The following is a 20,807-nucleotide window of genomic DNA, read 5'->3' as shown; positions in this document are numbered from 1 at the left end:
ACGCGGTTACGCCACGGGATCACGCATGGTGACGAACTCTTCTGCAGAGGTCGGATGGATACCTATGGTGCTGTCAAATTGTGCCTTGGTGGCCCCTGCCTTGATGGCAACAGCGATTCCCTGGGTAATCTCGCCGGCATCCGGCCCTACCATATGCGCACCAAGCACGCGGTCCGATTCATCATCCACCACCAGTTTCATCAGCGATCGCTCGTCCCGCCCGCTGAGGGTGTGCTTCATGGGTTTGAATTCGGAGCGGTAAATGCGCAATTTATGGCCGGCCTCCCGAGCCTCTGCTTCGGTCAGGCCAACCGTGCCGATATTGGGCTGGCAGAATACGGCTGTGGGGATGCTGCTGTAATCCATTTCTCCCTTGCCATCCCCGAACAGGCGCCGCGAGAGCACCATGCCCTGGGCCAGGGCCACCGGTGTCAGCTGGGGCGTGCCAATCACATCACCCAACGCCGTAATGGAAGGAACCGCGGTCTGGAAATGGTCATCCACCACCACGTGCCCGGAGGCGCTTAGCTGAACCCCCAGTTCTTCCAGGCCAAGGCCGTCCACCAGCGCCCGGCGGCCCGTCGCTGCCATGACCAGCCCGGTATTCAGGCGAGAGCCATCGGTCAGGTCGACGGCATAGTGAGCGTTGTCAGTCTCAATGGATTCGATATTGACGCCAAAACGGAGGTTGATACCTTTCTTGCGCATCTCCGACGCCGTAAAGTCCCGGACATCGTCGTCAAACCCCCGCAGGAAGAGCTCCCCCCGATACAGCAGAGTTGTTTCCACCCCTAGACCGGCAAGAATACCGGCAAACTCCACGGCAATGTAACCGCCACCCCAGACCACAGCCTGTTTTGGCAGTTGCGGCAGGTAAAACATCTCGTTTGAGGTAAGGACGCATTCCTTGCCCGGCACCTCAGGCACCACAGGCCAGCTGCCGGTCGCAATGGTAATGTGTTTGCTGGTGAAGGTCTGATCACCAACAACAACGGTATTGGCATCCGCGAGTGAGGCAGTCCCTTCAATAACCGTAACCCCTGCGTTCTCCAGCATGCGGCCGTATATGCCATTGAGCCGCTCGATTTCGGCATTCTTGTTGGCCACCAGCCGGGTCCAGTCAAAAGTGACCTGGTCACCAGGCACATTCCAGCCATACCCGGCCGCATCCTCGATATCCTCGCCGGCATGGGACCCATAGACGAACAGTTTTTTGGGAACGCAGCCTACATTGACGCAGGTTCCGCCAAGGTAACGTGATTCAACTACAGCTACACGTGCACCCTTGGCAGCAGACATCCGGGCCAGTCGAACACCGCCGGAACCGGCGCCAATAATAATAAGATCGAAATCCTGCTTGTCAGACACAGCGTCTCCTGTAATGCAAAAAAGACTGTTTGCTTATCCGGGGGCCCTTACGGCCTCTCCGGCGTGGACCTCACGAAACAGTATGTGGTCTTCAAAATCACCCAGTCGAATGGTGCCAAGGCTGCGAAAGCCTTCCGATTCGTAAAACGGCAGATACCGGCTGTTGCCAGTATCAAGAACAAGACCACTACCGCTAGGGTTTTCTGCGCAGAGTTTTTCCACAGCGGACAGTAACATCCGCCCATACCCCTTATTCTGGTATTTGGGATTGACCCCCATCAGCGGCAACTGGTGCGCGAGGGGTTGCGGCAGCATTTCCTTGATTTTCTGGTGGTAGTCGAGATAACGGCGGGTGCAGGCAAAGCCGGCGGTAAGTACCATGCGGATGCGCCAACTGATCTGCTCGGCCAGGTTCAGCCTGAGTTCAGGCTCACCAATAAACGCAACCGCCATCAGCGTATCATCCACCATCACGCCAATGGCGTCCTGGTCCAGCTCGAAGTAGAGATCGATCAGTTCCCGCACCGTGGCCCTTACCCGCTGCTCATAACCGGGCCGGCGGTGATCAAACAGGTACTGGAACGTAGGTTCATCCCGATAGGCGCTGACCAATATCGATATGGCTTCGTTACGGGCACTTGCATCGAGACGGACAATAGCCGCCTCCGCGCTGTTCTTGTTGTCTGTGCCGTCAATCATCCTGTGTTCTCCAGCGTTCGTCTCAGATTGTTAACGTAAGGCGTACGGATACCATGCCCGGGGCGTTCTGTCGATCCATGGAGGCCTGATCTATCTGGACACCATGCCCGGTATTCAGTTGCTCAAGCCAGCTTGCCACCTCGGTAAAGGGGGCACCTTCAAGCCAGACCCGAATCGCGTTGTCACCGCTAGGCTCGAAGCGCTGCAGCGACAGCCCTGCCTCTCCGGCACTGCGGGTAACCAGCGACATCAACGCACGGCCGTCTTCCGGGGTGTTAACCGCGGCATTTCCCTGGCCACTACTGACGCCGGACAGCCTCTGAAGGGAATCGCGATTGGCTTCCAGCCAGGCCAGAAGCTCGGCGGAACGTTCCCGCTCGCTGATGGCGTCATCATGGAAACTTACCGCAGGTGTCCAGATGGCAAAATAAAGAATGCCCAGCAAAACCGCAATCGCCAAAACGGTTAACGCCTGCTGGTCCCTGCGCGGCAACTGATCATACTGGGCAATCAGTTTACCGACGGCTGGTTGCTCCCCGATTCTGTTCAACATGACGTTATCCTCCTGAGACCGTCAAACGACCGCGGGCGCCGTCAGATTCGTTTACCACTGAGCCGATTTCCGCCCTCAGCCCCTGGCTTGTCAGGCCGTTTCTCAGGGTACTCAACTTGTTGTAGCTGTCTGCCCGCACATCCACTGCCAGCTCTCCACGATTGCGGCTGTAATTGACCGAGTTGAACACGACCGAGCCCGCATCGGGGATTTTTGAGTACTGCTCGCCGGTGTATTTCATCAGGGTAATAAACCCGGCGTCGGGGCCATCCGATTGCATCTGGCGCAACTGGCCCTCAACCACCCTGCGCACATTACGCGCATCCGTTCTTGAATCATTCGGAAACGCCTGGCGATAAATCGCCATGGCCTCTTGCTGGAGCTGGTCAGCTTTCTGCTGGTGGTAAACCCCCATGCCTACCTCGACACCGATCTGGATGACAAACCAGACACTGGCAACGGCGAACAGTGGCTTCCAGGGGGCCAGGGCGCTGGATTTACGAGAACGAATGCCGTATTCACCCTGGCAGAGATTGATCGGCTGGCAAAGATGGTGATGATGGGCATGGGCCAGCAGTTCCAGCGGCATCAGCTCCAGGGCCTGCTCTTTCACCGTCAGTCGCCCGGAGGATTTGAGCTCAGCCAGGTCAGCCTGCTGGTGTTCAAACTCGTGTTGAGTGCCGTACACCGTCACTGGCACCTCAGGTACAACCTCATCAGAAGGTGGCCGTGCAAGGGTCTGGGCAAACATCGCAAGGTTACGCGCCTGAACGCTGAGCCACTCGCCCCGATCACTCGCCAACATGGCCGTTTCACCATCCAGACAGATCGACCAGCCACCGTCGGTAATGGGAAGCAGGCCGGCATCGGGGTAGATCGCTTCAAGCTTCAGGTGCTCCCATCCGCTGAACATAGCAGCCCACTCGGCCATCCGGTGGTGATCGACCGCCGCCACCCGGAAGCCCTTTTCGGTGCGGTTGCCCAGGGCAAGATGAACATTCTCGATATCCTGGGCAATCTGTTCCTCAACCGCATAAGGCAATGCCTGGTATACAAACCTGGTCTGCTTGGCCGGAATATCCGCCACACAGAAAAGCGCCTCTTCACCCGGGATCAATCCAACCAGCAGAACGTTCTCAAGGTCGTTCTGGGCCAGCGTCTGTTCAATCTCTTCTTTCGGGTCCGCTGTTCCGCGAGCCTGGGCATCGCCGCTGGCATCAAGCAGAACCCAGTTGAACAGCTGGGCTCCCGGTGTGACGTCACGAGTGGTGTCAGGGGCCGCATAGGGTGGCCGGGGCCTGACATAAAGGCGATATGACATTCTGAGCAGTTTCCTTTTCGACCTTTGCGGGCGTTTATTGTCGGTACTGATGGTACTCCAGGGGCCTCAGCTGCACTCCAGCCACTCTCCAGCTACTCTTCGGAGATGCTGAACGGCTCTTTCGTTATCCGGTTTTTCTGGCCGGTATCACGGTGCACTGTCTGCATTTCGCCCTCGGGACTGCGGTAAACCGTGCTGACCAGATTGGCAACCCGGTCATCGTAGGTAATCCGGGACACCACTTCAAAAAAACGTGTTTGCAGTCCGAGGCCCGTGGATTTGAGCCCCAGGCCGGCGAATTCCGGCTGGGCCAGGAAATCCTGGACCGTCTCGAAGCGCTCTTCCTGGCGTTTCTCAAGAATAGCGCCTGCCTGGACCTGTGTCAGCTCTTCGTGCAGGGAGCGCAACACGGCGGCGGAAGCGGTATTGACGTTAATGCCCAGACCCGCAACCGGCAAGGCTGTTACATGAGGCCTTAACGCCTGATAGGCCTCTTCAGTCATACCATCAATCAGCCTCAACTCCGAAACCGTGACGAAAGGCTGGTTTCCGGCCCGGTAAGCAGGCTCCTGCATCAGGTACTGCCCATCCTCCGCGCCGTAGGCGCTGACGGTCTGGTCATCCGGATCTATCCAGTCAATGAGCGCATCGACATTGACCGTGGTGATCTCCAGTACCTGGAGCAGACGGTTTATGCGGTCGCGCACCAGGGGATCAACCTGCCCGTTACCGCGTACCAGGTCATTGAGATTGATCCGCCCGCCCAGGTCATCAATCTGTACTTCAGCGACGCCATTGTCATCGATGGGAAGTATCGCGGCATTCTGGGCCCAGAACTCGTCGAGACTATCCACCATGGCATTGTCTTCCTTGTCCTCCTCAAAATCCCGCACAAGGATCTGCCGCGCAAAGGCCTCTGCCCCAAGGGCAACACTATGGCCCTGCTGCTGGGCAAGATAGTGGCTGGCGCGAAACACCCGGACACTTTGCTGCTGCGTCATACCGCTGGCCAGCATGACCACCAGGGCCATGGCCAGCAGCACCATGATCAGTGCCACTCCACCCTGGCGACTGGCAGGTGCGCGAAGCATCAGGGCATTGGTCTCAGGCATCATTGCCCCCCTGTCGCAGTGTTGTCCTGCCCGGTATCGTCACCCTGCTGCTCGGTATCTGTGTCGTCCTGATCAGCTTGCGATTCATTGGCCGCATTAATAATGCCCTGGGCCTGGCCGTTGTCGAAATCTGGCAGGGTAAATGTCCGCACCAGTTTCCCGAAGCGCTCATGCGTCAGGGTAATTTCAATACCGAGCGGCAACGGGATATCCGGGCGACTGCCGGGAGTCATGTTTGCCATGCTGGTCTCGTCAGGCCAGTCGTCGCGCCAGTTACGCTGGTCGTCCAGGAAGCGAACCGTAAAATCAGTCACATCCGCCAGCAGCATCAGATCCTGGCTGTTATCTTCCTGACCCTGGTCAACCGAAACCCAGTAGCGGCGACGCAATTCGTCACCGGTGTATTCCCAGGCAACCCGCTGTAACGTGCTGCGGCGGGTACCAAGCGGATTGCGCCAACCCTGGCGGGTCAGCATCAGCGCAAAATCATCTTCACGACTGGTCAGTGCCGGATTGTAGTCGCCGTATATGTCCCGGCCGGGCCGATTGACGATCTGTGTGATATCCCGCTCGAGTAGCAGCATGGTGCGCTGAACGGAATCGAACTGATCGGCGACTTCATTGACCCGGTCCCTGGACAGGACCACGTTGCCCAGTACCTGCCAGACCCCAAGGCCAATCACCGCGGTAATCGTGACCGCAATCAGCATTTCCATCAGCGTGAAGCCGTTGCGGACAACGGGCCGCCCTGACCGCAGTTTTTCAAGCGCCGAAACGGACATCAGCTGTCACCAATAAAGGCAGACAGAGTGTGCACCGGCGGGGGATCGGATTCATTCCCGCGGAAACGTGCAACGGTGACCTCTACCCGTAATATGGACGGATCTTCAGTGCCGAGTACCGCCGTTCTGACCTGCCAGCGGAAGGGGCCGTAGTCCATGTCGTCTGTGTTTTCAGAGATCTCCGGAAGGTTTTCCTGCAGCCGGAGTTCATTGATGCGGTTATCGGCAACCCACCCTGCCAGGGTCTTGTCCCGTATGCGCTCGTAGCTGGAAATATACTGGCTGCCCACTTCAGCGGCAGCCGTTGCAATCAGGCCAAACACCAGCAGCGCAACCAGAACCTCGATCAGTGTGAAGCCGCGCTGGGTATTCATGCGTCGTTGTTTCCTTCACTACCCGGGTGACGCCACTCCATCGGGGAAAATCCATCCGAAGCGATGGTATGCATCCTGGAATCGTCCCTGCCGAGGGTGAATTCCAGTTCAAACGGCGTTGTCTCGCCACTGGAGAAAAACACAACGTCAGGCCGCAGGCGGTCTTCTTCGGAGGCAAGTCTGGGCGTGTCGTTTTCGATATACTCCGTGACCGTTATCCACTCCGGAAACCCCCGCAGCCGGAACATTGGTTCCCCCGGGACTTTCCACTCTCCGCTCAGGTCTTCCCAGGCGACAAAGCGATAACCTTCCTCGTCCAGAATCAGGCCCAGCTCGGTATTGTTGAGCACTGCCTGCTCAGAGGCGGTCTGCATCAGAAGATACAACTCCCGTATTTCGTTCTCCATTTCCCGATCCCGGGAGCTGCCGCCCATGGTCATAACCGCCAGTGACGCCAGCAAACCTATCACGACCAGGACAACGAGAATCTCGATCAGCGTAAAGCCTGAGTGTCGCGCCCCGGATCGCACAATCAGTCCCTGACGTTCCAGACACTGATATCGGCGTCATCGCCCTCGCCACCTTCGCGGCCATCCGAACCATAGGAAAAGAGGTCATAAGGGCCTTCAGTGCCGGGGCTGATGTATTGGTATTCGTTACCCCAGGGGTCTTCGGGAACACTGTTCAGGTAGCCCTCGGGGTTCCAGTTCCGCGGTTCTGGATTGCCACTGGGCTTGGAAACCAGTGCTTCAAGGCCCTGCTGTGTGGAGGGGTAGTTGCTGTTGTCGAGGCGGTAGAGGTCAAGGGCGTTGGCAATATTGCTCATTTGTGTTTCGGCGACCGTAACCCTGGCCTGGTCGCTTCGCCCCATGATGTTCGGCGCCACGATGGCTACCAGCAGGCCCAGGATGACCATTACCACCATGATTTCGATGAGGGTAAAACCCCGTTGTGCAGTCTGGAATTTCATTGTCTTGCTCTTCATTGTTCCATGTCTCTGGGTTTGAAAATGGGTCGGCAGGCAACACCTGGACTACGGGCTAGCCAACCAGATTACTCATGTTGAGAATCGGGAGCATGATGGCCAGCACAATAATGAGGACCACCACCCCCATTAACAGCAACATCATGGGCTCGAACAGGCCCACGATGGCCGCGATCTTTGATTGCAGGGTCTTCTCCTGCATGGTGGCTGTCCGCTCCAGCATGCTGTCCAGTTCGCCACTGGCCTCCCCGCTGGCAATCATGTGCAGCATCATCGGCGGGAAATAGCCAGTCTGATCCAGTGAGCGATGCAGGGAACCGCCCTCGCTCACCTTCCTGGCCGCGTCCCTCAGTTCCTTGCGCAGGTAATCATTGGATAATACCTCGCCTGCAATTCGCATCGCATCCACCAGGGGAACACCGCTGGTGGTCAGAATACTGAGAGTACTGGCATAACGGGCGGTATTTACGCCACGAACCATGCCTGCCAGTAATGGCATATTCAGCAGACCTTTATGAAACCTCATCCGGAACGCCGGCTTGCGCAAGGACCACCGGAACGCAGCGATGGCGGCGACAATCAGTATCAGGAGATAGACACCGAAATCTCCCAAAAAATCCGACACCGCCAGCATAGCCGACGTCAGTGCCGGCAATTCCTGCCCCTGCTTCACAAACACTTCAATGATGTCCGGCACCACGTAGGTCAGCAGGAAAACCACAATGGAGATGGCAACAACACTGAGAATCATCGGGTAGATCGCTGCAAGCTGGATCTTCTGCCGTGACTCCTGACGGGCCTCGGTGTAATCCGCAAGGCGATTAAGAACCAGGTCAAGGTGCCCTGCGTGCTCACCGGCAGCCACTGTGGAGCGATACAGCCGCGGGAAGGCCCGTGGAAACTCCCCCAGACTATCGGCCAGGCTGTACCCTTCCATGACTTTCGCGCGGATGGCGATCAACATGCTGCGAATCCGCGGGCTGGATGACTGCTGGGACGCCGCCGACAAGGCCTGCTCAATGGGAATACCCGATTGTATCAGTGTTGCCAGCTGCCGGGTGACAAGTGCAAGATCGGCCGTTGCCAGGCCTCCCCGGCTGCTCAGTGGATTGCTGCGGGTCTGCTTTTCGGTGGCCGGCTCAACCGCCAGCGGTGTCAGCCCCCTTTCGCGCAGCTGCTGGCGTACCGCCCGAGGTGCATCCGCCTCAACGACACCCTGTTTCTGTTTGCCACGGCTATCAAGAGCTTTGTATTCGAAGGCTGGCATGAATCTACTTGCTCCGGTGGGTCACACGAAGGACCTCTTCAACCGTGGTCACCCCATCCAGGATTTTCTGAACGCCATCGGCGTGGATACTCGGGCCGTGGAGCCGGGCCTCGCGCTCCAGGTCCAGCTCCCCTGCCCGCTTGTGGATCAGGGTGCTGATATCTTCGTTCACCTCAACCACCTCATAAATACCTATACGGCCGCGGTAGCCCAATTGGTTGCAGTGCTCGCAGCCTTTGGAGCGATATATAGTGGGCGGGCGGGCCGGGTCCTGCTGCAAAAACTCACAGTGCTCTTCACTGGGTTCGTAGGGCTCCCGGCAGTCCTTGCAGAGCACTCGCACCAGACGCTGGGCAACGATACCCACCAGACTGGAAGATATCAGGAATGGCTCGATACCCATATCCATGAGACGGGTGATGGCACCCACGGCGGTGTTGGTGTGCAGGGTGGACAATACCAGGTGGCCGGTCAGGCTGGCCTGAACCGCAATTTCGGCGGTTTCAAGGTCCCGGATCTCACCAATCATCACCACGTCCGGATCCTGGCGCAGAATCGCCCTCAAGCCCCGGGCGAAAGTCATATCCACCTTGGTATTGACCTGGGTCTGCCCGATACCCGGAAGGTTGTACTCAATGGGGTCCTCAACGGTCAGGATGTTACGGCTGCGGTCGTTGATCTCCTGCAGTGATGCGTAAAGGGTTGTGGACTTACCGGAGCCGGTGGGACCGGTGACCAGCAGGATGCCGTAAGGCCGGTAGATCAGCCTGCGCAGAACCTTCAGATCGTTGCCCGCCATGCCCAGGGATTCCAGGCGTATAGCGCCCGCCTGCTTGTCGAGCAGGCGCAGAACCACCCGTTCGCCGCTGGAGGACGGCATGGTGGAGACCCGGATATCCACTTCCCGACCAGCGACACGAAGGGCAATGCGACCGTCCTGGGGAACGCGCTTTTCGGCAATATCCAGTTTCGCCATAACCTTGATACGGGACACCAGTAACGGTGCCAGGGCCCGCTTGGGCTGTACCACTTCCCGCAGCACACCGTCGACCCGGAAACGCACCACCAGGCGGGTTTCATAGGTTTCGATATGCACATCCGAGGCGCTGGACTTGACCGCCTCCGTCAGGATTGCGTTGATCAGCCGGATAATGGGGGCGTCGTCTTCCTGCTCCAGCAGGTCTTCGGTTTCCGGTACCGAGTCAGCCAGGGACGCCAGGTCCATATCGTCGCCGATGCCTTCAACCATTTGCATGGCTTCGGCGGAATCGTTCTGGTAGGCCGCGTTCAGGGCAGCATCAAATCTTGCCGGCTCAATGGTGGAAAATCTGGCCCGGCCACCACTGATGCGATTGGCTTCTGCAAGCGCAGAATGGCCAGCTCCGGGGCGCACCAGGATAACCGGTTCGCCATGGTCATCACGGGTCAGAATCACGCCATTGCGCTTGGCAAACGTGAAAGGAAGACGGCCCAGCGGAGCATCCTGCGGCTGAAGTTCTGTATCTGTGTCCAAGATCGTCCTCGCTTTGTTGCCGGGGCCGGAAGACGAGAGTTCCAGAATCCCTTTTTATTCAATTAATTCAGAAAGGCTACCATAGGATATGGAACCGCTGAATAACTCTATACACTATACTGCCAATAAAACTTTTCAGTCTGATAACCTGTGAGCCATTTGCCGGCTCTCATCAGCGCTTTTCGGGACAATCCATGCTTTTAACCAGCTCGAGGTTACCACTGATACTCGCCACCGTCGCAGGCATTACCATGGTGACTGTGACAGCCTGGCAGGGATATCGTTTCTGGCAGACTGAAACCGATACAACCGCAGCCACGGCTACTGCAACAAATACAAAGGCGACGGCCGGTATGCCGCAGGAACCGGACATCAATCTGGCCTCACTTGACCTGTTCGGCAAAGCCGGCGAGATAGAGAGTCAGGCCGATGCGGACACCGAAAACCTGCCGGAAACCAACCTGCGGCTGTTCCTCAGGGGTGTGCTTGCGGCATCCGGAGATTTTCCCGGCAGCGCGCTGATCGAAGACGACAAGAGCAATACCGAAGCCTATCTTGTAGGCGACGAGCTGCCCGGCAATGCCACGCTTCGTTCCGTGCGCGCCAATCGTGTCATTATTGAAAGGGGAGGCAAACTGGAAAACCTCTATTTTCCGGCAGATGAAGATCGCTCTGGCGTCTCCCTGGCATCCAGCCAAACGATCACGGATGCGGAAGAGACGCAGGCCGGGCCTGCAGGTACAAGCCAGTCTTCATCGTCTGGCGGCAGTGAACAACGCCGGGAAGAAATTCGCCGGCGGCTGGAGCAGCTTCGTGAACGCCTGAGAAGCAACAACTGAGGATACCATGGAGACGGCCGCACTGACTCCCCGAAGCCGTTTCTCTCTGCTCTCTTTGCTTCCCATGTTGCTGATGGTCACCACACTGACGGTGGCGGCATTTGAGCTCGGTGAACGCTTGATGGACTACGTGCGGTCCGAGTTTGGTGATGAGGCCCACGGCCGCCTGGAAACCTGGCAAAATCTCCACAACATGGCTGAAAACGCGCCCGTCGACCGTCAGCTCAGGCTGGTCAATTCCTTTTTTAACCGTGCCCGCTTCGTGAGCGATATGGTGCACTGGGGCGAGGAAGACTACTGGGCCACTCCGGTTGAGTTGTTAACCACCAACGGTGGTGACTGTGAGGATTTCTCCATCGCCAAATACCTGACCCTGAAGTCCATGGGTGTACCAGACGAACAGCTGCGAATCGTTTACGTCAAGGCCCTGGAACTCAACCAGGCGCACATGGTGCTGGCCTGGTACCCGGAGCCGGATGCAGATCCGCTGATACTCGATAACCTCATAAATGACATTAAACGTGCATCGCAACGCACTGATCTTGAACCGGTATACAGTTTCAATGGCGATGGTCTCTGGCTCAATCGTTCTGGAGACAACAGTCAGCGTATCGGCAATGCCGAGGGGCTCTCTCACTGGAAGAACCTCAACAGCCGGCTCATCGACAGCCTCCGGTGACGCCATAAGACACAACACTTGTCGCCAGGTGACATAGCCGCCTCAATAAATGCCGGTACAATTCCGTGCATATTCAAACCACTGTTAAAGGATTGCCAATATGCGACGTTGGAACGGCTGGGGCGACGACCAGTTCAACCTTGAACTACCCGATGGGGGACGCCAGTTCCTTCAGGAGCGCATCGGCAAGGCTGCCCCGCTCAGCGACACGTCCCTTGAAGCAGCCTGTGCGCAGGTGCCCGCCAGCCGCTTGCCACAGCACCCCGACGTGGTCACAAGCGCAGAAGACCGGGTGCGCCACGCCCGCGGCCAGAGCCTGGCTGACTGGCTTGCCATGCGCAGCGGCGATTTCGGCGTATTTCCGGATGGCGTGGCCTACCCGGAATCGTCTCAGGACGTGGAAACGCTACTGCGCTATGCCGAGGAGCATGGTATTTCAGTAATACCTTACGGTGGCGGAACCAGTGTTGCCGGTCATATCAATCCCGTTAATAGTGAAAGCGCGGTGCTGACGGTGGATATGGGGCGCATGAACCGGCTTATCGACCTGGACAGGGAAAGCCAGATTGCCACCTTCGGTGCCGGCACGCCGGGTCCGCTGGTAGAATCCCAGTTGCGGGCACTGGGATACACACTCGGGCACTTTCCCCAGTCGTTCGAGCTTTCCACCATTGGCGGCTGGGTGGCCAGCCGCTCCAGTGGTCAGCAGTCACTACGCTATGGCCGCATTGAGCAGTTATTCGCCGGTGGCCGCATCGAGACCTTGAAGGGTACGCTGGATATTCCCACCATTCCCGCTTCCAGTGCCGGACCGGATATCCGCGAGATGATTCTCGGCTCCGAAGGCCGCATCGGTCTGATCACCGAAGTGAAAGTACGTGTCACGCCCCTGCCCGCCCATGAAAGCTTCCACGTGGTGTTTTTCCCTGACTGGGACAAGGCCCGAACCGCATGTCGCCAGCTGGTTCAGAACCGCACTCAGCTTTCCATGCTGCGCCTGAGCAATGCCACCGAAACCGAGACCCAGCTCGCCCTGGCGGGCCATCCTGCGCTGATTGGCATGCTCGAGTCCTATCTTTCCCTGCGGGGGTCAAAAGACGGCAAATGCATGATGACCTTCGGCATAACCGGCAGCAAACGCCAGTGTAACAATGCCCTGAAAGAAACCCGGGCAATCTGCAGTGAATACGATGGCATCTACACCGGCAAGAAACTGGGCGATAAATGGGCCGCTAAACGCTTCACCATGCCCTATCTGCGAGAGGCACTCTGGCAGCTCGGCTACGCCGTCGACACCCTGGAAACCGCGACCGACTGGGATAACGTGGACAATCTCCTGAACCGGATTGAAGAAAACCTTCGTAACCGGTTGAATGAAAAGAAAGAGTCAGTGCATGTCTTCACTCATCTTTCGCATTTCTATACCCAGGGCTGCAGCATCTACACCACCTATGTGTTCCGGGTTGCCGACAGCTACGATGAAACCCTGGCACGATGGAAGACCCTGAAAGACAGTACATCCGCCGTTATCGTCAACAACCGCGGCACCATCAGCCATCAACATGGTGTCGGCAAGGACCACGCCCCTTTCCTGCCGGTGGAGAAAGGCGAACTGGGTATGCTGGCCATTGGCTCACTGTGCCGGACCTTTGATCCGGCAGGCCTGTTAAACCCAAAGACCCTGGTTGAATGATCATGTCACTGACCCGTGCGCAGAAGCTGGAACAGCTCCAGAACGGCCATTCTGAGTTTGATATAGTCGTGATTGGCGGCGGTATCACCGGTGCCGGTGTTGCCCGGGAAGCGGCAGGCAGCGGCCTGCGTACGCTGCTGGTGGAACAGAATGACTTCTCCTGGGGCACCTCCAGCCGCTCCTCGAAAATGGTTCACGGTGGCCTGCGCTACCTGGGCAGTGGCCAGTTCAATCTCACCAAAGACGCCGTGCGGGAACGGGACCGGCTGATGGCGGAGGCACCGGGACTGATCGACCCACTGCGATTTGTCATGCCCCATTACCGCAAACAGTTTCCAGGGCCCCGGCTGTTCCAGATTCTGTTGCGGGTTTACGACAAAATCGCACGCACGCCTTCACGACAAAGACTGTCACCGGCCGAAACGCTGCAGTGGGTACCCGGATTGGCAACCGACAACCTGTTAGCCGCCAGCGGGTTTACCGATGCCGTCACTGACGATTCCCGGTTGGTGCAGCGGGTGATTGAAGAGGCCGAGGCCGATGGCGCCCTGTGCCTGAATTATCTTCAGGCAGAGTCGGTTCTTCGTGACGGCGACAGCGCGGCCGTAACCGGCCTTGAGCTGCGCGACAAAGGAACGGAAGGACAGACGTTCACCGTCAGCACTCCACTGATTATCAATGCCACCGGCGCCTGGGCGCGACAGCTCCAGCAGGCTGACGACAGCAAAGCCCGCATAAGGCCACTGCGGGGCAGCCACCTGGTTCTGCCTTTCAACAGACTGCCTGTTTCCTGTTCAGTGTCCCTGTTTCATCCGCAAGACCGACGCCCGGTGTTCGCGTTTCCATGGCAGGGCACGACGGTTCTGGGCACCACCGATCTTGATCATGAACACAGCCTTTCCGAAGAGCCGGCCATCACCCGGGAAGAGCTGGAGTATCTGTTGCAGATCTCGGACACCCTGTTTCCCGCCAGTGCCATCATCGAAAGGGACGTCATCGCGACCTGGGCCGGCGTGCGACCGGTTGTCAGCGAACAGAACACGGACGGAAAGCGGGTAAAACCCTCGAAAGAAAACCGTGAGCATGTTGTCTGGTCAGACAATGGGCTAATCAGTATTGCAGGTGGCAAACTCACCACCTTCCGGCTCATTGCACGAGAGGTGCTTGAGCGGGCGCAAAACCAGATGCCGGGGTTCTCGATCAGGGACAATGGCGCTCGCGTTTTCTCCCCGCCAACCGACCTGGAAAGACCACAAGGCATCAGTCACCGGAACTGGGAGCGGCTGAAAGGTTTCTATGGACCGGCACTGGGTGAGATTTTGAATGCCGGCTCTCATGACACCATCGCACCGTCGGACACCCTGTGGGCAGAGCTCACCTGGGCCGCCGCTAACACCGGTGTCGTCCATCTGGATGATTTGCTGCTTCGCCGTACACGGCTCGGCCTGATTCTGCCATCCGGTGGCGAGGAACTGTTACCGCAAATTCGCAAGGTCTGCCAACCAATCCTGGGCTGGGACGACAACCTCTGGGTACGCGAGCAGGAACGTTATCTTGGTATCTGGCGGGCCAGTTACTCAGTGCCCGAAACAGGCCGCGAGGCAACATGAGCCCCAAAGAAGCCCTGATTCTGGCCATCGACAACGGCACCCAGAGCGTTCGAGCGCTGTTATTCGACACCTGTGGAAATCTGGTGGGCAAAGGCAAGCAAGACATCGAGCCCTACTTTTCCGAGCAGCCTGGCTGGGCGGAACAGCACCCGGACTACTTCTGGGAGGCCCTGGGCAAGGCATGCGCACTGCTGTGGCAGAACACCACCGCCGATCCCGACCAGGTGGCTGGTGTTACGGTGACCACCCAGCGTGGAACGGTCATCAATCTGGACGAAAACGGCGAACCCCTGAGGCCGGCCATCATCTGGCTGGACCAGCGCCACGCCAAAGTGGAAGGCCCCGTGACAGGCCCCTGGGGCTGGCTGTTCAAGCTGCTGCGCCTGGAGCCCACCGTCGACCGTTTCCGCGAGAAAACCCAGGCCAACTGGATAGCCCAGAACCAGCCGGAAATCTGGGCCAGAACACGCCATTTCCTGCTGCTTTCCGGGTATCTTAATTTCCGCCTGACCGGCGAGTTCCGTGACTCTGTGGGCAGCCAGGTGGGCTATATCCCCTTTGACTACAAACGCCACCGCTGGGCCGGCAAGCGTGATTTCAAATGGCAGACCATGCCGGTCAAACCGGAGATGCTGCCGGAACTGGTCAGACCCGGCGACCGGATCGGCGAGCTGACCACAGACGCCGCGACCCACCTGGGACTGCCCAAAACCTTGCCGGTGATTGCGGCAGCCTCGGACAAAGCCTGTGAGATCCTTGGCTCGGGTGGCCTGAGCCCGGAAGTCGGCTGCATGAGTTACGGCACCACAGCGACGATCAACACCACCAGTAAACGCTATGTCGAACCGGTACGGATGATGCCGCCCTACCCATCCGCCCTGCCCGGTCACTATTCCACAGAAGTGATGATCTACCGGGGCTTCTGGATGGTGAGCTGGTTCAAACGGGAATTCGGCCTGAGGGAACAGAAACTGGCAAAACAGAAAGGCATTGAACCGGAGGTGTTATTCGACGAACTGGTCCGGGCGGTGCCACCGGGTTCCATGGGCCTGATGCTACAACCTTACTGGTCGCCGGGCGTTCGCCAGCCGGGGCCGGAGGCAAAAGGCTCCATCATCGGCTTCGGCGATGTCCACACCCGCTCCCACATCTATCGTGCCATTCTGGAAGGGTTGGCCTACGCGTTGCGGGAAGGCAAGGAGCGCATCGAGAAGCGCAGTGGCGTTCCCATTCGCAAGCTCCGTGTGGCCGGGGGTGGCTCCCAGAGCGACGCGGCCATGCAACTGACCGCTGACGTCTTCGGGCTGCCGGCAGAACGGCCCCATACCTACGAAACCTCCGGCCTGGGCGCAGCTATCGACGCCGCTGTCGGCCTGGGCCTGCATCCGGATTTTGCAACCGCGGTTGCGGCCATGACCCGTGTGGGCGATGTATTTCATCCACGGGAAGAATCCCGGCTGTTGTACGAGCGCCTTTACCGGGAGGTCTACCTGAAGATGTACCCGCAACTGCAACCGCTGTATCGGAAAATACGGGATATCACCGGGTATCCTCAATAACACCCGTAACCCAACAATCGCTTGAATTTAACCGCCAGTCCGGTAAAACTCTGAACCTGCTCCAACAACAATTCCCTGGCACCGCGCCAGCGCATTAAGGCACGCCCGATGTCCGCCGTAGACTATCTGATACCTTACGATTTCTCACCAGTGACGATACTGGGCTTTGTGCTCGTGCTGGGGCTCTATGGTTATGGGCTGCTCAGAATGCCCGAGGAAGACCGTCCTGGCAGTGGCCGGATACTGGTGTTCGTGTTCGGGGTCATGATTTGCTACGGCGTCATGCAGACCCGGTTTGATTACTACTCCCAGTACATGTTCTTCGTTCACCGGGGCCAGCACCTGATCCTCCACCACCTGGGGCCATTCCTGATTGCGCTGTCCAACCCCCTGCCGGTGATGCGTTTTCTCTACAGCCGGATCAAGCCCGGTATCCGGCGCGCACTGGTGCCGTTAGGATGGGTATACCGTTTTCTTCAGCACCCGGCCATTGCATCCTTCCTGTTCGTGGGCCTCATTTACTTCTGGCTCTGGCCACCGATCCATTTCGACGCCATGCTCAGCCGCGATCTCTACTGGATCATGAACTGGAGCATGCTGCTGGACGGCCTGTTGTTCTGGTGGCTGATCTTTGACCCCCGCTCACCCGTTACCAGCGATGCTCTGGGCTATGGTAAACGCATCCTGTTGCTGGCGCTGGTGGCGATACCGCAGATGGTGCTTGGCGCCACCATCGTGTTCTCCAGAGGCATGGTGTACGACGTTTACGAAGTGTGCGGTCGCGCCTGGCCGATGGCGCCGGAGACCGATCAGCTTCTGGGCGGGCTGCTCACCTGGATTCCACCGGCAATGATGAGCATTCTCGGCATACTGATCATCCTTCGCCGCGCCATGCGGGAGGATGGCAAAGTATCCCCCTATTCCGAAAAACTGAAGGCAACCCATTCATGACTATCCAGTTCCGTTCACGTTTGCTCAACATGCTGCCAATCGCTGCCGTGGTTATCTCAACGGTGATCCTGGCGGGCTGTTTCAGCGATGACGGATCCTGGCATGGCAAGGACATCAGCGGCCTGATGCCGGAACTGGCGTTCGAGCTGACAGATACCTCCGGTGATACCCTCACCGCCGATGACACCGACGGTGAGATCCGCATGCTGTTCTTCGGCTTCACCTCCTGCCCTGACGTCTGCCCCGCAACGCTCCAGAAGCTCTCCCGTGCCGTCAAGGACATGCCCGACGAACTGCAGGACGACACCCGGATCGTCTTCGTCAGCGTGGACCCACGACGGGACACGCCGGAGCGCATTGGCAGCTACGTGGATTTCTTCAGTGAGAGGGCCATCGGTCTTACCGGCGAAGAAAAGGCATTGCGAGAACTGAGCAAGCGCTACCGCACCACCTTCGGCTACGACGATCCGGACGAAGAAGGCAACTACAACGTCTCCCACAGCGGCGCTGTTTACGTATTCGACCGTGAGGGCGACGCTCGCCTGCTGTTCAGGCCTGAACTGAGTGTTGAAGACATCCGGGCAGACCTGATTGCGCTGGCTGAGGAAGGTAAGACCTGACCGGCAAGTTTCCCCATACGCCTGCGTCACTCACTGGCTACCTTTTGAAGCCACTCCACCCCAAAGCGTACCCCGAATCCCTGGACGTCTGTGGGTATGTGAGCCAGCCCGCCGGTGTGTGTGCCGGACGATGCCATGTCTACATGAACCCAGCCGATATCCTTGTCAACGAACCGACCCAGCAGGCGGGCTGCATAGATATGATCGCCTGGACCGGTAGTTCTGCACTGCAACGTATCGGCGACTTTAGATTTCAGATCCTCATCGTAATCATCCTCGTACGGGAAAGGCCACACCCGTTCTCCACAACGCTCACCGGCCTGGATAATCGGCTCGACCCACTCCCGACGATTCGTTATCGCGCCGGCCATTCGCTGGCCCAGAGCCGCCACCACGCCACCAGTCAGCGTCGCATAATCAATAATGGCACGGGGTTTTTCCCGGCATACGAGGGCCAGGGTATCCGAAAGCACCATTCGGCCCTCCGCATCGGTATTGATCAGCTCAATGGTCGTGCCATCCAGAGCAGTAATCACATCGTTGCATTTGACCGCCCGGGATCCGATGTGGTTCTCCGCCAAAGCCAGCCAGCAATCCACCGGCTGGTCGAATTTCAGGCGGGTAATGGCGAGAAAGGCGCCAAGTGCGACAGCACTACCCTGCATATCCCCATGCATGCCCAGCATGCTTCCGCCCACTTTCAGGTTGCTTCCGCCGGTATCGAAACAGATCCCTTTACCGACCAGAGCGAGGGGCCTCCTCTCAACCCCGGGGGGGCGGTATTTCAGGTGAAGAATGCCGGCGTCCCTGACCGGGCTGGCCGCGACGACTGAGAGAAAGGCACCAGCGCCCAACTCTTCCAGTTTATCGCAGTCATGGAACTGCGCGTCCCAACCTTCCTGTCTGGCGAGTGACTCGGCAAACTCCCGATAGATGCCGGGCGTCAGATAATTTCCCGGAAGATGCGTTAACCAGCGAGCAAGATTATTGCCTTCAGCGGTTGCCTCAGCGTATTCAAAGTCCGCCTCTTCAAACGCCCCGAAGAAACGGATTGCCCGCAGGGCGTTTGATTCAGGAGGTTTTCCCGTAATTCTGGGCAGTTGGAAAAGGGCTGCGTGTGCGGCCGCCACAATGGCTTCGGCCATGGCACATGAAGATTCATCGTCATCCAGCAGGGAAATAACATTGACCTCCTCCAGCCGTTCAGCAATCAGGGGGCCGATCACCTTTCGCGACAGAGTCAGGGCTTTGAATGCCTGCAGGCGTTCCGGTACGAACACAACGGCGGCTCGCCCGCCATCAGGCGTGGACAAAAACACGGGATTGGCGGTTTCCGGATACGCAGAAAGGCGCTTTTCCAGGAAATCAGACCAGGGTGTATGGTCTATGGCCTCCCGGTCGTCTTCGGGCACCAGAATTAGAACACCCTCACCTGGATCAAGATCCCAGGAAGCGGGTACAGACTGGTCTTTTTCCAGCAGCAACTGGGGTAGTCCGGGGAATTCTGGCTTCATGATCAATGCTCCTGACACGGCTGACAGACGTTTGCCTGAGTATAGTAGGGTTTGGTCGGTCAATTCCCCATTTTGCCGGGCAGATAGGTGACAATTTCCGGAAAAATGGTGATAAGGAACACCCCGGCAAGCAGCAGCAGGAAATAAGGCAACGCGGCCAGCGCAATCCGGATAATGTTGTCACCGGTAAGCCCCTGGATCACAAACAGGTTGAACCCCACCGGAGGCGTTATCTGGCTCATTTCCACCACAATCACCAGGTAGATTCCAAACCACATCAGGTCAATCCCGGCGGCTTGTACCATCGGCAGGATCACCGAAGTCGTCAGCACCACAACGGAAATACCATCGAGAAAGCAGCCCAGAAGAATGAAAAATGCCGTCAGTGCCAGGAGCAGCATGTAGGGGGAGAGTGACAGTGTATTGATCCAGGTTGCCAGCTCCCGTGGAATGCCGGTAAAACCCATGGATACCGTCAGAAAGTGGGCGCCCACGAGAATGAAAGCGATCATGGTGGAGGTTTTCACCGTGCCCATCAGGGCTTCCATACAGGTCGCCCAGCTCAGGGAACCGCCCCGCCAGGACAGCAGGTGCGCCAGGGCAACACCCACCGCGGCCGATTCCGTTGGTGATGCCAATCCCGCATAGATAGAGCCGATGATACCGACAATCAGCAACACCACCGGGATCAGCGGCTTGCTGCGGCGAAACTTCTCCGCCAGCGGCAAGGATTCTTCTTCATCAGCGGGCACGCCGGAGGGATTCATCCCGGACCAGATACCGACATAGCCCGCGAACATCACCATTAACAGCAACCCCGGCAGAATGCCCGCCACGAACAGCCTGGCAATGGATTGCTCGGTGGCAACGCCGTACACGATGAGGATTATCGATGGGGGAATCAGCAGGCCAAGGGTGGCTGATCCGGCAAGAGTGCCCAGAACCTGCTTGCGATCATAGCCTCGCCCGGTGAGCTCTGGAATTGACATCTTTCCGATGGTTGCCGCGGTTGCCGCCGACGAACCGGATATCGCAGCGAAGATACCACAACCGATAATGTTGGTATGAAGAAGTCGGCCCGGAATGCGACCCACCCAAGGGGCAATACCGTTGAACATCTCCTCCGAGAGCCGGGATCGAAAAAGCACCTCCCCCATCCAGATAAACATGGGCAGCGCAGCCAGCTCCCAGGAGGCGCTGGCTCCGTAAAACGAGGTCGACAGGCTCTGGCCTATCGGAATGTTGCTGAGGAAATACAGTGCAGCCAGGCCGGTTGCCGTCAGAGCAAAAGCCACCCAAAGCCCTGCTGCGAGCAGAATCAGGAGCCCGACCAGGAGCGCAAGGCTCATCCAGATCATGTCCATGGTT

The 20,807-nt window shown here is 58.1% G+C and carries 20 protein-coding genes; 7 read left to right on the top strand and 13 right to left on the bottom strand.

Annotated features, from left to right (window positions below; translation table 11 throughout):
• Positions 1 to 6 precede the first annotated feature (6 nt).
• From gorA to gspE, 11 genes are all read right to left on the bottom strand, one after another.
• On the bottom strand, positions 7 to 1,368 hold the full coding sequence (gorA, locus tag FDP08_RS01885; protein ID WP_137434346.1) for a glutathione-disulfide reductase: 1,362 nt from the start codon (positions 1,366 to 1,368) through the stop codon (positions 7 to 9).
• 33 nt (positions 1,369 to 1,401) lie between these two features.
• The gene (locus FDP08_RS01880; protein WP_137434345.1) at positions 1,402 to 2,067 is read right to left on the bottom strand and encodes a GNAT family N-acetyltransferase; all 666 of its coding nucleotides are present in this window, start codon (positions 2,065 to 2,067) and stop codon (positions 1,402 to 1,404) included.
• 22 nt (positions 2,068 to 2,089) lie between these two features.
• Complete coding sequence (gene gspM, locus FDP08_RS01875) at positions 2,090 to 2,620, bottom strand: type II secretion system protein GspM (protein ID WP_137434344.1); 531 nt, start codon at positions 2,618 to 2,620, stop codon at positions 2,090 to 2,092.
• Positions 2,621 to 2,624: 4 nt separating this feature from the next.
• Positions 2,625 to 3,941, bottom strand: coding sequence for a type II secretion system protein GspL (gene gspL / locus FDP08_RS01870; protein WP_137434343.1), 1,317 nt, complete (start codon positions 3,939 to 3,941; stop codon positions 2,625 to 2,627).
• Between the two features lie 92 nt (positions 3,942 to 4,033).
• A complete protein-coding gene (gene gspK / locus FDP08_RS01865; RefSeq protein WP_228263208.1) occupies positions 4,034 to 5,053 on the bottom strand; it encodes a type II secretion system minor pseudopilin GspK in 1,020 nt (339 codons plus the stop codon).
• Positions 5,053 to 5,835: a type II secretion system minor pseudopilin GspJ gene (gspJ, locus tag FDP08_RS01860; protein ID WP_137434342.1), complete on the bottom strand. Its 783-nt coding sequence runs from the start codon at positions 5,833 to 5,835 to the stop codon at positions 5,053 to 5,055. Before gspJ ends, gspK begins: the two co-directional genes overlap by 1 nt.
• Positions 5,835 to 6,209 carry a type II secretion system minor pseudopilin GspI gene (gspI, locus tag FDP08_RS01855; protein WP_137434341.1) on the bottom strand — a complete coding sequence of 125 codons (375 nt, stop codon included), beginning with the start codon at positions 6,207 to 6,209 and terminating at the stop codon, positions 5,835 to 5,837. Before gspI ends, gspJ begins: the two co-directional genes overlap by 1 nt.
• On the bottom strand, positions 6,206 to 6,745 hold the full coding sequence (gene gspH, locus FDP08_RS01850; RefSeq protein ID WP_282562643.1) for a type II secretion system minor pseudopilin GspH: 540 nt from the start codon (positions 6,743 to 6,745) through the stop codon (positions 6,206 to 6,208). Before gspH ends, gspI begins: the two co-directional genes overlap by 4 nt.
• Positions 6,742 to 7,179, bottom strand: a complete 438-nt coding sequence (gene gspG / locus FDP08_RS01845; RefSeq protein ID WP_228263206.1) for a type II secretion system major pseudopilin GspG — start codon at positions 7,177 to 7,179, stop codon at positions 6,742 to 6,744. The genes gspH and gspG overlap by 4 nt, the downstream gene beginning before the upstream one ends.
• A 70-nt stretch (positions 7,180 to 7,249) precedes the next feature.
• Positions 7,250 to 8,461, bottom strand: a complete 1,212-nt coding sequence (gene gspF / locus FDP08_RS01840; protein ID WP_137434338.1) for a type II secretion system inner membrane protein GspF — start codon at positions 8,459 to 8,461, stop codon at positions 7,250 to 7,252.
• Positions 8,462 to 8,465: 4 nt separating this feature from the next.
• Positions 8,466 to 9,974, bottom strand: coding sequence for a type II secretion system ATPase GspE (gspE, locus tag FDP08_RS01835; protein ID WP_137434337.1), 1,509 nt, complete (start codon positions 9,972 to 9,974; stop codon positions 8,466 to 8,468).
• A 194-nt stretch (positions 9,975 to 10,168) separates the two neighbouring features.
• Here gspE and FDP08_RS01830 point away from each other — a divergent pair, with 194 nt between their 5' ends.
• From FDP08_RS01830 to FDP08_RS01800, 7 genes are all read left to right on the top strand, one after another.
• A complete protein-coding gene (locus FDP08_RS01830) occupies positions 10,169 to 10,813 on the top strand; it encodes a type II secretion system protein N (protein WP_137434336.1) in 645 nt (214 codons plus the stop codon).
• 7 nt (positions 10,814 to 10,820) lie between these two features.
• Positions 10,821 to 11,492: a transglutaminase-like cysteine peptidase gene (locus FDP08_RS01825; RefSeq protein ID WP_137434335.1), complete on the top strand. Its 672-nt coding sequence runs from the start codon at positions 10,821 to 10,823 to the stop codon at positions 11,490 to 11,492.
• Between the two features lie 100 nt (positions 11,493 to 11,592).
• Positions 11,593 to 13,185 (top strand): FAD-binding oxidoreductase, encoded by a 1,593-nt coding sequence (locus FDP08_RS01820; RefSeq protein WP_137434334.1) that lies wholly within the window; start codon positions 11,593 to 11,595, stop codon positions 13,183 to 13,185.
• 2 nt (positions 13,186 to 13,187) lie between these two features.
• A complete protein-coding gene (locus tag FDP08_RS01815) occupies positions 13,188 to 14,795 on the top strand; it encodes a glycerol-3-phosphate dehydrogenase/oxidase (RefSeq protein ID WP_137434333.1) in 1,608 nt (535 codons plus the stop codon).
• Entirely contained in the window at positions 14,792 to 16,354 is a 1,563-nt protein-coding gene (locus tag FDP08_RS01810) for an FGGY-family carbohydrate kinase (protein WP_137434332.1), read from the top strand. Before FDP08_RS01815 ends, FDP08_RS01810 begins: the two co-directional genes overlap by 4 nt.
• Positions 16,355 to 16,462: 108 nt before the next feature.
• Entirely contained in the window at positions 16,463 to 17,305 is an 843-nt protein-coding gene (locus tag FDP08_RS01805; protein WP_137434331.1) for a cytochrome c oxidase assembly protein, read from the top strand.
• A complete protein-coding gene (locus FDP08_RS01800; protein WP_137434330.1) occupies positions 17,302 to 17,925 on the top strand; it encodes an SCO family protein in 624 nt (207 codons plus the stop codon). The genes FDP08_RS01805 and FDP08_RS01800 overlap by 4 nt, the downstream gene beginning before the upstream one ends.
• 26 nt (positions 17,926 to 17,951) lie before the next feature.
• Here FDP08_RS01800 and FDP08_RS01795 read toward each other — a convergent pair whose 3' ends face one another.
• Positions 17,952 to 19,439, bottom strand: coding sequence for a M17 family metallopeptidase (locus FDP08_RS01795; protein WP_137434329.1), 1,488 nt, complete (start codon positions 19,437 to 19,439; stop codon positions 17,952 to 17,954).
• Positions 19,440 to 19,498: 59 nt separating this feature from the next.
• Entirely contained in the window at positions 19,499 to 20,803 is a 1,305-nt protein-coding gene (locus FDP08_RS01790; RefSeq protein WP_137434328.1) for a TRAP transporter large permease, read from the bottom strand.
• Positions 20,804 to 20,807 lie beyond the last annotated feature (4 nt).

Source organism: Marinobacter panjinensis (assembly GCF_005298175.1).
In the GTDB taxonomy this organism is placed as follows: Bacteria; Pseudomonadota; Gammaproteobacteria; order Pseudomonadales; family Oleiphilaceae; genus Marinobacter; species Marinobacter panjinensis.
The sequence above is the reverse complement of the archived record's forward strand: the minus strand, read 5'-3'. Positions and strand labels throughout refer to the sequence as shown.